Annotated in this window: 13 protein-coding genes; 7 read left to right on the top strand and 6 right to left on the bottom strand. The window is 69.9% G+C overall.

Annotation, left to right across the window (positions count from 1 at the left end):
- Nucleotides 1-5: 5 nt before the first annotated feature.
- From menD to NNI01S_RS03035, 3 genes are all read right to left on the bottom strand, one after another.
- On the bottom strand, nucleotides 6-1,649 hold the full coding sequence (menD, locus tag NNI01S_RS03025; protein ID WP_063017257.1) for a 2-succinyl-5-enolpyruvyl-6-hydroxy-3-cyclohexene-1-carboxylic-acid synthase: 1,644 nt from the start codon (nucleotides 1,647-1,649) through the stop codon (nucleotides 6-8).
- A 310-nt stretch (nucleotides 1,650-1,959) separates the two neighbouring features.
- Nucleotides 1,960-2,406, bottom strand: coding sequence for a DUF6918 family protein (locus tag NNI01S_RS03030; RefSeq protein WP_063017258.1), 447 nt, complete (start codon nucleotides 2,404-2,406; stop codon nucleotides 1,960-1,962).
- 74 nt (nucleotides 2,407-2,480) lie between these two features.
- Complete coding sequence (locus NNI01S_RS03035; RefSeq protein WP_063017260.1) at nucleotides 2,481-3,137, bottom strand: PaaI family thioesterase; 657 nt, start codon at nucleotides 3,135-3,137, stop codon at nucleotides 2,481-2,483.
- 188 nt (nucleotides 3,138-3,325) lie between these two features.
- On the opposite strand from NNI01S_RS03035, the gene NNI01S_RS03040 reads away from it, so the two are divergent.
- The 3 genes from NNI01S_RS03040 (at nucleotide 3,326) to menE (ending at nucleotide 6,112) form a co-directional block, all read left to right on the top strand.
- Nucleotides 3,326-4,219, top strand: a complete 894-nt coding sequence (locus NNI01S_RS03040; RefSeq protein WP_063017262.1) for a 1,4-dihydroxy-2-naphthoyl-CoA synthase — start codon at nucleotides 3,326-3,328, stop codon at nucleotides 4,217-4,219.
- Between the two features lies 1 nt (nucleotide 4,220).
- Entirely contained in the window at nucleotides 4,221-4,616 is a 396-nt protein-coding gene (locus tag NNI01S_RS03045) for a VOC family protein (RefSeq protein WP_063017264.1), read from the top strand.
- Between the two features lie 335 nt (nucleotides 4,617-4,951).
- Complete coding sequence (gene menE / locus NNI01S_RS03050; protein ID WP_063017266.1) at nucleotides 4,952-6,112, top strand: o-succinylbenzoate--CoA ligase; 1,161 nt, start codon at nucleotides 4,952-4,954, stop codon at nucleotides 6,110-6,112.
- A 67-nt stretch (nucleotides 6,113-6,179) separates the two neighbouring features.
- Here menE and NNI01S_RS03055 read toward each other — a convergent pair whose 3' ends face one another.
- Complete coding sequence (locus NNI01S_RS03055; RefSeq protein ID WP_063017267.1) at nucleotides 6,180-6,614, bottom strand: nuclear transport factor 2 family protein; 435 nt, start codon at nucleotides 6,612-6,614, stop codon at nucleotides 6,180-6,182.
- Between the two features lie 199 nt (nucleotides 6,615-6,813).
- On the opposite strand from NNI01S_RS03055, the gene NNI01S_RS03060 reads away from it, so the two are divergent.
- Both NNI01S_RS03060 and NNI01S_RS03065 read left to right on the top strand, forming a co-directional pair.
- Complete coding sequence (locus NNI01S_RS03060) at nucleotides 6,814-7,806, top strand: ATP-binding cassette domain-containing protein (protein WP_063017268.1); 993 nt, start codon at nucleotides 6,814-6,816, stop codon at nucleotides 7,804-7,806.
- 65 nt (nucleotides 7,807-7,871) lie between these two features.
- Nucleotides 7,872-8,705 (top strand): ABC transporter permease, encoded by an 834-nt coding sequence (locus NNI01S_RS03065; protein ID WP_063017494.1) that lies wholly within the window; start codon nucleotides 7,872-7,874, stop codon nucleotides 8,703-8,705.
- A gap of 117 nt (nucleotides 8,706-8,822) precedes the next feature.
- Here the strand turns inward: NNI01S_RS03065 and NNI01S_RS03070 are convergent, their stop codons facing one another.
- Nucleotides 8,823-12,176: an AfsR/SARP family transcriptional regulator gene (locus NNI01S_RS03070; RefSeq protein WP_245675948.1), complete on the bottom strand. Its 3,354-nt coding sequence runs from the start codon at nucleotides 12,174-12,176 to the stop codon at nucleotides 8,823-8,825.
- A gap of 131 nt (nucleotides 12,177-12,307) precedes the next feature.
- On the opposite strand from NNI01S_RS03070, the gene NNI01S_RS03075 reads away from it, so the two are divergent.
- Together NNI01S_RS03075 and NNI01S_RS03080 are read left to right on the top strand one after the other, a co-directional pair.
- Complete coding sequence (locus tag NNI01S_RS03075; protein ID WP_063017269.1) at nucleotides 12,308-12,772, top strand: SRPBCC family protein; 465 nt, start codon at nucleotides 12,308-12,310, stop codon at nucleotides 12,770-12,772.
- A gap of 96 nt (nucleotides 12,773-12,868) precedes the next feature.
- Nucleotides 12,869-13,738, top strand: a complete 870-nt coding sequence (locus NNI01S_RS03080) for a 1,4-dihydroxy-2-naphthoate polyprenyltransferase (RefSeq protein WP_063017270.1) — start codon at nucleotides 12,869-12,871, stop codon at nucleotides 13,736-13,738.
- An 80-nt stretch (nucleotides 13,739-13,818) separates the two neighbouring features.
- On the opposite strand, the gene NNI01S_RS03085 is transcribed toward NNI01S_RS03080, so the two are convergent.
- Nucleotides 13,819-14,202, bottom strand: coding sequence for a phage holin family protein (locus tag NNI01S_RS03085; protein WP_063017271.1), 384 nt, complete (start codon nucleotides 14,200-14,202; stop codon nucleotides 13,819-13,821).
- Nucleotides 14,203-14,228 lie beyond the last annotated feature (26 nt).

Genomic DNA, 14,228 nt, shown 5'->3' on the forward strand with positions numbered 1-14,228 from the left:
CCCGGTCAGGGCTGGATCTTCGCCCGCACCGTCGCGTGCAGTTCCCGCAGGCTGGACCGCTCGGTGGCCACCTCGAGCACCCGCGTGCCATGGGCGTGCCCGGTCAGCTCGACGGCCAGCTGCTGCGGATCCACCTGCCGGTGCGGGATGCGATAGGCGGCGCACAACGCGGCGAGATCCATACCGTGCGGCGTCCCGAAGACCCGCTCGAACACCCCCGCGTACTGCGGGTCGCCCTGCTCGAGCAGCTCGAAGATGCCGCCGCCGTCGTCGTTGGCCACGACGATGGTCAGATCGGCAGGCCGCGGTTCACCGGGCCCGATCAGCAGGCCGGACGCGTCGTGCAGGAAGGTCAGGTCACCGATCAGCGCGATGGTGCGCCCGTCATGGTGCAGCGCCGCGCCGACCGCCGTGGACACCGTGCCGTCGATACCGGCCACGCCGCGGTTGGACAGCACCTTGATCCCCGGACGCGGATGCGACACCAGCGCGGCGTCGCGCACCGGGTTGGAGGCGCCGAGCAGGAGTTGGTCGCCGTCCCGCAGCGCGTCCATCACGACCGCGGCGACGTGCAGCCCGGTGGGTTTCGGGTGCCGTGCGAGTTCGGCGCGCACCACCTGGTCGGCTTTCGTGTTCAATTCGCGGCAGTGCTCCAGCCATTGCGGGCTGGGAGCACCGGCGGTGACGGCACGCGTCCCGGTGCCGACCACGTTGCCGGACACGTCCGGCCACCGCGGGCCGGTGGTCAGCGCGTACACCCGGACGTCCGGGTCGGCGAGCACCTTGGAGACCTGCCGGTGCAGGGTGGGGCGGCCGGTGATGATCGCCTGTTTCGGCCGCAGCAGAGGCAGTGCGAGCGGATGCAGTGCGGGCCCGTGCATGGGGGCGGTGGGCTCGGCGACGGTCGGCAGTTCCGCCAGCTCGGGCCGCAGCCCGGCGCCATGTCCGGAGATCACGACCGTGTCCGGCGTGAGATCGAGATCGAGCGGCACGTCCAGAGTCGCGTACTGGGTCTCGGTCCAAGCGCACTCGCCGGCGCGGCCCGCGGGCGCCGTCTCTCCCGGCCCCAAGTCCGGGACCAGCGGCTCGCGCAGCGGTACGTCGAAGTGCACCGGGCCCGCGTTGCCGGAGCGGGTGCCGCGCGCCGCCGCCAGCACCCGGCAGACCGCGGAGCGCCATTGGCTGTTCTGCTGGTCGTAGGGCGGGTGATCGGCGTCGCCCGCCTCTTCCTCCGCGAGACCGAGTGAGATCGTGGCGCGGACCTGGCTGCCGAACAGGCCGAACTGTTCCACGGTCTGGTTCGCGCCGGATCCGAGCAGCTCGTAGGGCCGGTTGGCGCTGAGCACCACCAGCGGGACCCGGGCGTAGTTCGCCTCCAGCACGGCGGGCCCGAGGTTGGCCACCGCGGTCCCCGAGGTCATCACGACCGGGACCGGGAGCCGGCTCGCGATCGCGAGCCCGACGGCGAGGAAGCCCGCCGTGCGCTCATCGATCCGCATGTGCAGGCGCAGCCGCCCGGCCGCGTCGGCGGCCTGAAGGGCGAAGGCCAGCGGAGCGTTCCGGGAGCCGGGGCACAGGACGACATCCCGCACGCCCCCGCGCACGAGCTCGTCGACGACGACCTGCGCTTGTGCTGTAGACGGGTTCACGCCTCCAGACTGGCAGACAGTCAACTAGAAGTCCCCGCCGGGAGGCTCGCAATCACACTGTGTCGTCGCACACTGCCCCGTTCGCGGCCCGGATCACTCGCCCTGGCCGCAGGTCCGCGACACTCGGAGGCAGGGCTCGGATCCGACCCTGCCTCCCCCCTCGACGGCACCGGCGCAACGACCGGTTTCGAGCGAAGCGAGATCTAGCATGTTCCGTTCGCGGCCCGGCTCGCGTCCGAATGGGGGACACTCGGGCGCGAGCCATGAGGGGGCCGCGAACACCCAGCGCCGCGGGCGCTGGACGAGCAAATCACCCAGCGTGCTTCTGGATCAGGTCGCCGACCCGCGGCAGCGCCTCGACGACGTTCTTCTTGGCCGAGGAACGCATCGAGGAGTAGACCTTCTGCAGGGCAGGGCGGCTGGAGGCCTCGGCCCGAGCGTCGGTGACGGCGAGCAACGCCTCGGCGACCTCGTCGGACTTGGCGACGAGCAGGTCGGCGAACTTGCCGTTGCCCGACGCGGCGTACTCCTGCCAGAACGGCTCCAGCTGCGCGACCAGCTTGGGCGCCAACGACTCCAGCGCATCGGGGACGATGGACGGGCTGATCTTCTTGACCGCCGCGTAGCCACCCTTCACAGCCAGGCCGGACGCACCACCCTTGTCCGACACCTCGGCGTCGAGAACCTCGACGGCATCGGCAAGGAAAGCCGGGCGCTTCGCGTCGTCGAGCAGGGATTCAGACAGTGCTGCAACCACTTTCAGGTTCCTCCGGATCGGTATCGATGAACGAGCGAGGGCAACTATACGCACCCGCGCCAGCATTCACCCGGCTACGGCTGCCACGGTAGCAACTCGACCATCAGACCTTCGCAGTCCGCGAGCAGATCGCCCTGCTCATCGAGCAATTCGGCGGTGATGAAAGTTTTTCGTCCTTCGATCCGGTCGACCCGTCCGCGAACCGTCAGCCGAGTTTCCAGCGGAGTGATCTTGCGGTAGTTCACATGCAGGTACGCGGTGCGGCTGATCGGCCGTCCGGCGTAATGCACGATCATGCCGAGCAGGTCGTCGAACAGCAGCGGCAGCACGCCGCCGTGCGCGGCGCCGTTGCCGCCGAGATGGAAGCGGCGGAACACGCCCGTCATCTCGATGCCGTCGGGCCCCGCCGCCACCGCCTGCCACGGCAGCAGCAGAAGGCTTCCCCTTCCCGGCAATTCGACGGCCCGTCCCGCGGGCCCCTGCAATTCGGGGGCGCGGTAGGGCTCCAGCAGGTCGATCAGCTCGCGGGCTTTGGCCCGCGCGGCCCCGAAGACGTCGTCCGGCGCGTCCACGGACACCGCGAGGTCCTGCAACGTCCGCATGGCTTCGACGAACTCGCCGAAGTTCGGTCCGATCTTCGCCGGCGTGACCTTCGGGAACCCGCCGTGCTTCTCGTACCGGGATCCGTCCACCGCGCTCCGGTCTATAACCGGTTTCACTCGCTCGCTCATACCTGCACGGTAACGCGTTGTTTTACACCGTCAAATCGAGGGCCGCGGACGCCGCGCGAAGATCCGGGATACATCACTGGCGCACCGCCCCGCCTGCTTCCGAGGGCCGAGGCGCTCGCCCGCTCCGATCCTCGCCGCGCACGGGCCCGACCACGACTTTCGAGCCGTGCGAGACCTAGCATTGCCCGGTGACGTTCAATCCGAAGCTGTGGCGTCCCGTTCCGGGATTCGAGAATCTGACCGACATCACCTATCACCGGCACATCGAGCAGGGCACCGTGCGTGTGGCGTTCGACCGGCCGGAGGTGCGCAATGCGTTCCGCCCGCACACGGTCGACGAACTCTATCGGGCACTCGACCACGCCCGGATGACCGCGGATGTCGGCGCGGTGCTGCTCACCGGAAACGGCCCCAGCCCCAAAGACGGCGGCTGGGCTTTCTGCTCCGGCGGCGATCAGCGCATCCGCGGCCGCAGCGGGTACCAGTACGCCAGTGGAGAGACGGCGGACACGGTCGATCAGGCCCGCGCGGGCCGCCTGCACATCCTGGAGGTGCAGCGGTTGATCCGTTTCATGCCGAAGGTGGTGATCGCGCTGGTGAACGGATGGGCCGCGGGGGGCGGGCACAGCTTGCACGTGGTCTGCGATCTCACCTTGGCCAGCCGCGAGCACGCCCGTTTCAAGCAGACCGACGCCGACGTGGGCAGCTTCGACGGCGGTTACGGCAGCGCCTATCTGGCCAAGATGGTCGGGCAGAAGTTCGCGCGGGAGATCTTCTTCCTCGGCCGTCCGTACACGGCCGAGGAGATGCACCAGATGGGCGCGGTGAACAAGGTCGTCGATCACGCCGAGCTGGAGGACGTCGCGCTGGAGTGGACCGCCGACATCAACGGCAAATCCCCGCAGGCGCAGCGCATGCTGAAGTACGCGTTCAATTTGCTGGACGACGGACTGGTGGGCCAGCAACTTTTCGCGGGCGAGGCGACCAGAATGGCCTACATGACCGACGAAGCCGTCGAGGGCCGCGACGCTTTCCTGCAGAAACGCAAGCCGGACTGGACTCCCTACCCCTGGTATTTCTGACATGGACATCCTCAGCAGCCGGATCATCCTGCGGCCCGCCGACTACGAGGCGACGCTCGCATTCTACCGGGACGGGCTGGAACTGGCCATCGCGCGGGAGTATCCGGGTGGCACGGTCCTCTTCGCGGGACAGTCGCTGATCGAGGTGGCCGCGCACGGTGGGTCGGGTAGGTCGTCGTCGTTCGAGGGCGCGATCTGGCTCCAGGTGCGCGACGTGTCTGCCACCGCCGCGGAGCTGGCGTCGAAGGGCATCGCGATCGATCGCGCTCCGGTCGAGGAGCCGTGGGGCCTGCACGAGATGTGGGTGCGCGATCCCGACGGTGTGCCGATCGTGTTCGTCGAGGTTCCACCGGCCCATCCGATCCGACGGGATTCCCGCTGGCCGGCGTCGGAGTAACGGTTCCGTTCGGTAGTTGCGCGGACCGCACCGAGTTGCCAACCCGACAACCGGCGAGGACGATAACGCTCGGATGGCCACCCGACCGCCGACGTCCGGGCCGGCTGTGTCCGTGTCCCGTCCGACCGAATGAATCGCAGTCTCGATGTCTGTCGTACTTGAGCCCCGATCCGACCGGGTGACCGCGCCGCGGGTGCGCCACTCCGGCATACCGACCCGTTCCGCACGCGGCGACGCGGGCATGACACGATCCCTACCGTGAGGGAGTGCAGCGAGCGAGCCATGGGCACTGCGGCACTGGGCACGACCGAGCCTGGCGAGCGGCGGGGCATGGCATGAGCAAGACACTGCGTACCTTGCCGATGCCCACCGGGTCCGGTCTCGGTGACGTCATGCCGCACCTGCGGGAGGCGCTGGAAGGTAGCGGGGCCGCGTGGCTGCCCATTCCCACCAGCGATCGACGCGAGGCGCGGCGCCTGAGCGACGCCCTGTCGCCGGGCGAGCCGATCGACGAGGACATCGCTCTGGTGGTGACCACCTCCGGCACCACGGGCGTGCCGAAGGGCGCGATGCTCAGCTCGGCGGCCCTGCGCGCCAGCGGCACCGCGACCCATGAGCGGCTCGGCGGCCCTGGCAACTGGTTGCTGGCCCTGCCGACCCATCACATCGCCGGTATCCAGGTGCTGCTGCGCAGCATCCTGGCGGGAACGGAGCCCACCGTGCTGGACGTGTCCGGCGGATTCCTGCCGGAGGCCCTGGGGGGCGCCATCTCGGGTATGCGTGGGGAACGCCGCTACACGGCGCTGGTGCCGACCCAGTTGATCAAGGCGCTGGAGTCGCCGGTCGCCACCGCCGCGCTGGCCGAACTCGACGGAGTGCTGGTGGGCGGCGCGGCCACTCCGCTGCCGGTCTACGAGCGGGCGCGAGCCGCGGGCATCACCGTGGTGCGCACGTATGGCATGAGTGAGACCTGCGGCGGCTGCGTGTACGACGGCGTGCCGCTGGAGGGCACGCAGGTCCGCATCGAAGAGGGCCGGGTCGTGCTGGGCGGCGCGATGATCGCCTCGGGTTACCGCAACCAGCCCGACCATCCCGCCTTCGCCGAACCGGGCTGGTTCCGCACCGAGGACGCGGGGACCTACGACAACGGCGTGCTGAGCATCACCGGACGGCTCGACGAGGCCATCACGACCGGCGGCCTGCTGGTGATCCCGCAGGTGGTCGAGGCCGTGCTGATCAATCACCCGGCGATCAGCGAGGTGGTCGTCCTCGGCCTACCCGACGAACGACTCGGCCAGCGCGTCGCCGTCGCGGTGATCCCGGCCCCCGGCGCCACACCCGACCTGGCCGAACTGCGCGAATACGTCGCCGACGAACTCGACTCCATCGCCGCCCCCCGCGAACTCGCCGTCCTCGACGAGTTCCCCCTCCGCGGCCCCGGCAAGCCCGACCGCGCCAAACTCCGCGAGTACCTGTTGGCGGAGTCGACCCGCTAGCGGGACCGGGCGGCACACGCGTCCGGCGCGACGCCCGCTTCGCCACCGCTTGCAGGGCACGTGGAGGCTAGAGGCGCAGGTGGCGGCTCAGGTCGCCCACCAGGTGGATACGAACCCGGCGCTCCGCGAATCGCCACTGCCCGTCGACGCGTTCGAAACGGTCGTGGTAGCGGCCCGCCGCCACGGCTTGCAGCGGAAAGTCCGGGAGCGCCTGGTGCACGGTGACGTAGGAACGCGCCGCAGCGGAATTCGCTTCGTCGTCGAACTCGATGGCGATGTTCGTCGTGACATGGTGGGTGCGCGGCGTGCCGTCCGCATAGCGGATCACCGTGCTGCTCAGCATTTCCTCGACGCCTTCGCACCCCTGGATCGCAGTACCGCTGCCGATGAACACCGCGTCCGCGAACAGCGCGCCGACACCGGCGAAATCCCCCAGGTCGACCAGTTCCGCGTACTTCGCTATCAGGTTCGTCACGGCAGTCGTGTCAGCGGCTGTGCTCACAACTCATGAGGGTAGGCGACCGCTGGTCCGCGACCGGCGCACCGCCTCGATCCGGCCCGGGCATTGCACCGCGGGTCGTCGCCGACGGGTTCCCGCGGCCGGCGGGGTGGCGGTGGCCGCGATGATCGCTGTCGCGCCAGAGCGGACCCGCCAGCGCCGTGCAAGAGCCGTGCAAGTGCGGGTGTCCACAGTTGTCCACATGACTTCTTTCGCACCAACTTCAGCGCTCGCCGTCGAGGCGGACGGCTTGGTCAAGGTGTTCGGGGAACAGCGGGCCGTCGACGGAGTGAGCCTGGCGGTGCCGCAGGGCTCGGTGTACGGCGTGCTCGGTCCGAACGGCGCAGGCAAGACCACGACCATCCGGATGCTCGCGACCCTGCTGCGCCCGGACGGCGGCAGCGGCCGCATCTTCGGCCACGACGTGGTCGCCGAGCCGACGGCCGTCCGTTCGCTCATCGGCGTCACCGGGCAATACGCCTCGGTCGACGAGGACCTGTCCGCCACCGAGAACTTGATCATCTTCTCCCGCCTGCTCGGCCTGAGCCGGATCGATGCCCGGCGCAAGGCGGACGAGCTGCTGGCGGAGTTCGATCTCACCGAGGCGGCGGACAAGCCGCTGCGGAACTTCTCCGGCGGCATGCGGCGTCGTCTCGATCTGGCGGCCAGCCTGATCGCGACACCGCCGCTGCTGTTCCTCGACGAACCGACGACCGGGCTCGACCCGCGCACCCGCGCCCAGATGTGGGAGACCATCCGCCGCCTCGTCCGTGAAGGCGCGACGGTGCTGCTCACCACCCAGTATCTGGACGAGGCCGATCAGCTGGCCGACCGGATCGCGGTGATCGACCGCGGCAAGGTGATCGCCGACGGCACGGCCGACGAACTGAAAGCCTCCGTGGGCGGCTCCTCGCTGCACCTGACCCTGGTCGATCGCACACAGCTCGACGAGGCGCGCCGCATCATCGGCGATTTCCTCGGCGTCGAAGCGCAGATCACCCCGGAGGCCGGGCGGCTCACCGCGCCGCTGGCCGACGCCGGTGTCACCGCCGATCTGCTGATCCGCCTGCGCGAGTGGGAGATCGGCGTCGACGAGATCACCGTGACGAAGCCGAGCCTGGACGAGGTGTTCCTCACCATCACCGGCCACCCCGCCGAAGACACCACCGACGAGTCCGAGCGGAGCGCGGCGTGAGCGTCCGCGCAGGCGGCAGCCTGCGTGACCACGAAGGGCCCGCGCATGCCGAGGAGGAGCACAGCATGACCACCATCACCGCGACCGACACGCGCCGAGCAGCGCCGGCGACAATTCCCGCAGTGAGCAACCGCGTTCCGCTCGGCCAGGCGGCGGCGAATTCGTTCACCATGGCCTACCGCGGCCTGTTGAAGATCAAGCACAAGCCCGAGCAACTGTTCGACGTGACCGTGCAGCCGATCCTTTTCACCGCCTTGTTCGCCTACATCTTCGGTGGGGCCATCGGCGGCAGTGTGCGGGATTATCTGCCGGTCCTGATTCCCGGGATCCTGGTGCAGACCGTGGTGCTCACCTCGGTCGTCACCGGCACCCAGTTGCGCGAGGACATGGACAAGGGCGTTTTCGACCGGTTCAAATCCCTGCCCATCGCCCGCATCTCGGCGCTGGCGGGCGCGCTGCTGGCGGACATGGTGCGCTATGTCATCGCCACCGTGCTCACCATCGTCGTCGGCGTCGCCATCGGCTATCGCCCGGAGGGCGGCGTGGTCGGGGTCGTCGCGGCGGGCCTGGTCATCGTGGTCTGCTCGTTCGCGATCAGCTGGATCTGGGCGCTGGTCGGGGTCACCGGCAAGAGCGCGGCGGGCGTGCAGGGCATCTCGATGATGATCATGTTCCCGCTGACCTTCATGTCCGGCGCCTTCGCGCTGGTGAGCACGATGCCGGGCTGGATGCAGGGCCTCAATCACGTGAACCCCGTGTACTACATGGTGAACGCCTGCCGCGGGTTGATGAACGGCGCCGGCTTCGGCGGCGACCTCGCCTGGTCGCTGATCGGCGCGCTGGTCGTCATCGCGATCTTCGCTCCGCTCACGGTCAAGGCGTACATGCGCCGGGCGTGAGCCGCCACCACACCAGCGCAGGCCGGGTGACGACAGTCGCCCGGCCTGCTTGCGCATCTCGGCTCGATGCCGCCCGCACGTCGGTGCCGTCGCGGAGGGCGTAGGCCGTTGGACTCGTCAGTGGGCCGCGCTCGAGCTCTGGAGCATTCGCATGATGCGGTCGGCGGAATCATTCCGGCGCAGATGGCCGAGACGGCGGCGAGCTTCCGCGACCTGATCGGCGCCGAGTTTCGCGATCGCCGCGTCCAGGTGCCGTCGCCAGCGCATCGAGGGGAAATCTTGACGGCAGAAGACGTTCGGGGCCAGCACCAGCAAGTCGAGACCCATGCTCGGCTCACGGTCGGCGGCGACGAGGTACGAGCCGATCGCGCAGGCGACGGCGCCGATCTGCGGCAGATCTCGGTACTGGCTCATCGTCGGAACGGTGAGTTCGGCCAGCTGTGCCGCCAGGACAGCCGCCCTGCCCGCACCGCCGTGCAGTACCTGCGCGCCGAGCGCCGCCGCGGCGAGCATCAGGGCTCCGGGGCCGGGGCCGAGTGCGTTGTCCGGCCAGCCGAACAGCTCCAGCGCGCGTTCGTAGCGAGCGGATCCGCCCGCGATGTCACCCTCCGCGTACGCCACTTCGGCCGAACTCTGCATCACCGTGGACAGCAACCGATTCCGTCCGAGCGACGAACTGTCCAGGTCCGGTGTGCCGAACGCGAGGTCGAGTTCCCGCCGGGCCTGCTCCAGCTCACCGATGCCGACCAGCGAAGCCACCAGCAGGCTGCGGAGTTCCACGGTGTCCTCGTAGGCTCCGAGCCGTTGCAACACGTCGAGCGCGCGGCGGTAATAGGTCACCGATTCGGCGTATTGCGCGATCTGCCCACAGACCTGTCCGAGGTGTCTGCTCACCATGGCCACGCTCCAGACGTTCTCGCGCCCGAGGACATTCAGCGCCTTGATCGCGTCGATGGTGGAGCCGCGCACGTCGCCGAGGTTCTCTCGCATGTTGGCCCGCAACAGCAGCGCCGAGGCCCTGGTCTCCGGATCGGCCGCGCGGACCGCCTCCGCGAGCAGCCTGCCGATTCCGCGTCCGTCGGCTCGGGTGAGCACGACCCGGCCGATGAAGCGGCTGTTGTCGGTGAGTTCTACGCCGGGGCGAAGCAATCGGCGCACGCGCAGGCGCAGTTCCGCGAGGGCTCGGGCGCTGCCGTTGGTGTAGGCGAGATGCAGGAACATCATCTGATAGGTGACGAGCACGAGGTCCGCACGCGGCCCTTCCCGCCCGAGATCGACCGCATCCAATTCGATGACCCGCTGGGCCCACGCGATCACTTCCATATGCGATCCGCGGATCACCCACAGCGTGCCGACGACGGGGAACACCGTGTAGGCCGTCGCGGCGTCGCGTCGCTCGATGGCGCAGCGCAGCGCGGCCAGCAAGTTGTCCAGCTCCGCCGCCACGGATAACGCGAGGTGGAACTGATCGCCGGTCATGTACCGGCTCGCCACGTCATCGGCGTAGTCCTTGGCCCATCGCAGCATTCGGGTGTCGACTGCCGACGGCTCCCCCGCGGCGGCGGTCAGCTGCTCTTCGCCGAATTCCCGCACCGTCTCCAGCATCCGGTAGCGGGTGCCGAGCACCTCGTCGTCCAGCACGGTGAGCAGCGATTGGTTGACCAGGCCGTCGACGGCCGCCGCGACATCGGTCACGCCTGCTCCGCCCGCGACCGCCTCGGCGGCGGACAGTGTGAAACCAGCGGGGAACCGGCACAATCGGCGCAGCGTCGCCTGCTGTTCGCGGTCGAGCAGGTTCCAGCTCCAGTCGATCACCGCGTGCAGGGTGCGATGCCGTTCGGGCGAGCTGCGGTCGCCGTGGCGCAGCAGCGCGAACCGGTCGGCCAATCGCTCGTTGATCTCTTCGACGCTCATCGCCCGGACCCGGGCCGCGGCCAGCTCGATGGCCAGCGGCAGCCCGTCGAGTGTGTGGCAGAGCTGGGCGACGATCTCCGGGTCTAGCCGGACCGCGGGGCGCACGGCTCTGGCGCGCGCGGCGAACAGCTCGGTGGCGGGTGAGCCCGCAGGATCGATGGTCAGCGGCGGCAGCGGATACACGGTCTCGGCGGTGATGGTCAGGGGCGAGCGGCTCGTGGTGAGCACGGTCAGCCGGGGCGCGAGGCCGATCAGGTCGGCGACCACCACGGCGACAGCGTCGATCAGGTGCTCGCAGTTGTCCAGGATCAGCAGCATCGGGCGCGCCGATACCGCGTCACGCAACCGCCTGCGCAGATCGACCGTCTGCCCGGAGCGCAGCGTCGCCGTGTCGAAGGTGACCTCGCTGAGCCCGAGCACCGCGGCGATCGCCGCCTCGACCTCCACTCCGGCGTCGCCGCCTTCGGCGCGCACCGAGGCCAGTTCGACCAGTGCCACCGGGCGGGTGCGCGCCACCCGAGCGCCGAGCTCGTTGGCGACCCTGGTCTTCCCCGCGCCGCCCGGTCCGAGCACCGTCACCACCCGGCAGGTGTGCAGCAGGCCGGTCAGCGCGGCCAGATCGTCCGTCCGGCCGAGCAGCGCGTTGGGCGCGGCGCGCAGGCCCATGGCGACGGGCGGTGGTTCCGCGGGAGCGGCGGCCTCGGCCGAGAGCACCGAACGGGCCGACGGCCCACCGCTCGAATTCGCGTCCACCACCGGCGTCACGGCACCGCCCGCGCCGGGTCGCGGCACGGTGGGCCCGATCGGCTCGCCGCGCAGGATCGCCGTGTGCGCCGCGGACAGCGCAGGCCCGGGATCGGTGCCGAGCTGATCGACCAGCCGGGAGCGGAAGGCGGCGAACGATTCCAGCGCCTCGTTGGCCCGTCCCGCCGCGACGAGCAGACGCATCAGGGTCAGTTGCGCGGGCTCGTCCAGCGGGTCGGCGGCGGCGCGTGCACGCGCCAGAGCCAAGGCGCCGTCGATGTCGCCGCCGCCTTCGCGTGCGGTGAGTTCGAGCTCGTCGAGTTCCGCGAGACGCCGCCCGGCCGCGACCCGCAGCTCGTCGGCCAGGTCACCCGGCGGCAGGTCGGCGCCGGGATCCCCGCGCCACAGCGCCCGCGCCTGCGCGATCTCCGCCAGGCAGCCGGGAAGATCCCCCGCAGCGTGCAGCCTGCGTGCCCGCGTCACACGTTCGCCCACCGACGACAGGTCGACCTCGTCGGCGCCGAGGGTCAACCGGTATCCCGCCGGGCCGATCTCCAGCACTCCTTCCGGCAGCGCCGACCGCAGCCGGGAGACCTGGGTGTGCAGCGCGTTCATCGGCGCCCGCGGCGGCTGTTCGCCCCAGACGTCCTCGATCAGCGCTTGGGCGCCGCGGCTGCGACCGGGCCGCAGGGCCAGCGCGGTGAGCAGAAGCCGGGATCGGGCGCCGGGCAGGGGCGTCAGCGCGCCGTCGCGGCGCAGCGCGACCTCGCCCAGCAGGGCCACCACGACCGATTCGCCTGCGGGCGTCGTCACTGCTCGACTGTGGCCGTGCGGGCCGCTGTGCGCCGGAAACATCCCGCGGTCATCGTAGGCGAGCAGGCCGGACGGAGCCGACACGATTTCTTTGCCGCGACTGTGAGCAATCGGTCGCATAGTCTGACCCCATGGCTGAGTTCGAGGTGGTCCGATCGGCCGTGATCACGGCCGACCCCGCGCGTGTGCACGGGCTGATCAACGATTTCCACAAATGGGTCGAGTGGTCGCCTTGGGAGGATCTCGACCCGCAACTCCAGCGCAGCTATTCCGGCGCCGGCTCCGGTGTGGGCGCGCGCTACGCCTGGAGCGGCAACCGCAAGGCGGGCGCGGGCAGCATGGAGATCATCGGCAGCGCCGACCGCGAGATCGGGGTGCGCCTGGAATTCCTGAAGCCGATGAAGGCGACCAATATGGTGACCTTCCTCCTGGCCCCCGTCGAGACCGGCACCGAGGTGACCTGGCGGATGACCGGGCAGCAGACCGGCCTGATGGGCGTCATCGGGAAGTTCATCCCGATGGACAAGTTCGTCGGCCGGGACTTCGAAAAGGGGCTGGCGCGGTTGCAGCAGGCGGCGACCACCGAAACGGCTTGATCGCCGCACGCGCACCAGGAGGTACCTCCGCCTTCGCTCCGGCCGTGCGCGGTCTGCAGCCGGACTGCGTCCGACTGCGCCGATTATGCTGCGGACATGGCTACAGCAGCGCAATGGATCGAGGGCGCGCGACCCCGCACCCTGCCGAACGCGATCGCCCCGGTGCTCGCCGGGACCGGCGCCGCCGCGTCCGTCGACGGTGCGGTGTGGTGGAAAGCGATTCTCGCGCTGCTCGTTTCGCTGGCGCTGATCGTCGGCGTGAACTACGCCAACGATTACTCCGACGGCATCCGCGGCACGGATGACGTCCGGGTCGGCCCGCTGCGCCTGGTCGGGCAGAAGCTGGCCTCCCCCACCGCGGTGAAGACCGCCGCCATCGTCAGCCTCGTCATCGGCGCCGTCTTCGGTCTGGTGCTGGTGTTCACCAGCGCGTGGTGGCTGCTGCTCGTCGGCGCGGCCTGCCTGGCCGGCGCCTGGTATTACACCGGAGGCAGCAACCCGTACGGCTACAGCGGGTTCGGCGAAGTGGCGGTATTCGTCTTCTTCGGCTTGGTCGCCGTGCTCGGTACCCAGTTCGTGCAGGCGGGCCGGATCGACTGGGTGGGCGCGGTGCTCGCGATCGCGGTGGGCGCGTTCTCCAGCGCCGTGCTGGTCGCGAACAACTTGCGCGACATCCCCACCGACACCGGCTCCGGCAAGGTCACCCTCGCGGTGAAACTCGGTGACCCGCGCACCCGCACCCTGCATCTCGCGCTGCTCACGGTGCCGTTCCTCGCGACGCTGGTGCTCGTCGCCCGTACCCCGTGGGCCCTGGCCGGGCTGCTGGCGATCCCGCTCGCCGTGCGCGCCAACGCGCCGGTGCGCGGCGGCAAGGGCGGCCTGGAACTGATTCCGGCGCTGCGGGACTCCGGCCTGGCCCTCCTGGTGTGGTCGGCGGTCACCGCGCTGGCGGTCGGGCTGGGCTAGCGCACCGAGCCTTTCCCCGGTCGCGGGCCGGCGCGCCGGCCCGCTGAAGGTTCCCACGCGGACCGAGTCCGCGTAGGGGATCAGTCCTCGTCCGGAACCAGGATGCCGAGCACCCAGTTGACGATCGAGACGATGATGCCGCCGAACACCGCGGCCCAGAAACCCTCGACGCGCAGGCCGTAATCGGTGAACGCGTCGGTGATCTCGGCGGTCAGCCACAGCATGAACGCGTTGACCACCAGCAGGAACAGGCCGAGCGTCAGGATCACCAGTGGTAGTGACAGCAACTTCACGATCGGCTTGACCACCGCGTTCACCGCCGTGAACACCGCGGCCACGGCGATGACGACACCGATCTTGGCGCCGTTTCCGCCTTCGGGAGCGAGGATGTCTATCTTGTCGACCCAGAAGGCGGCCAGCCAGATGGCCACCGCGTTGATGATCAACCGAATCACGAGCTGCATGGCCCAATGCTAGGCGCCGAGGGCGG

This window comes from Nocardia niwae NBRC 108934 = DSM 45340 (assembly GCF_001613465.1).
GTDB classification, from domain to species: Bacteria; Actinomycetota; Actinomycetes; order Mycobacteriales; family Mycobacteriaceae; genus Nocardia; species Nocardia niwae.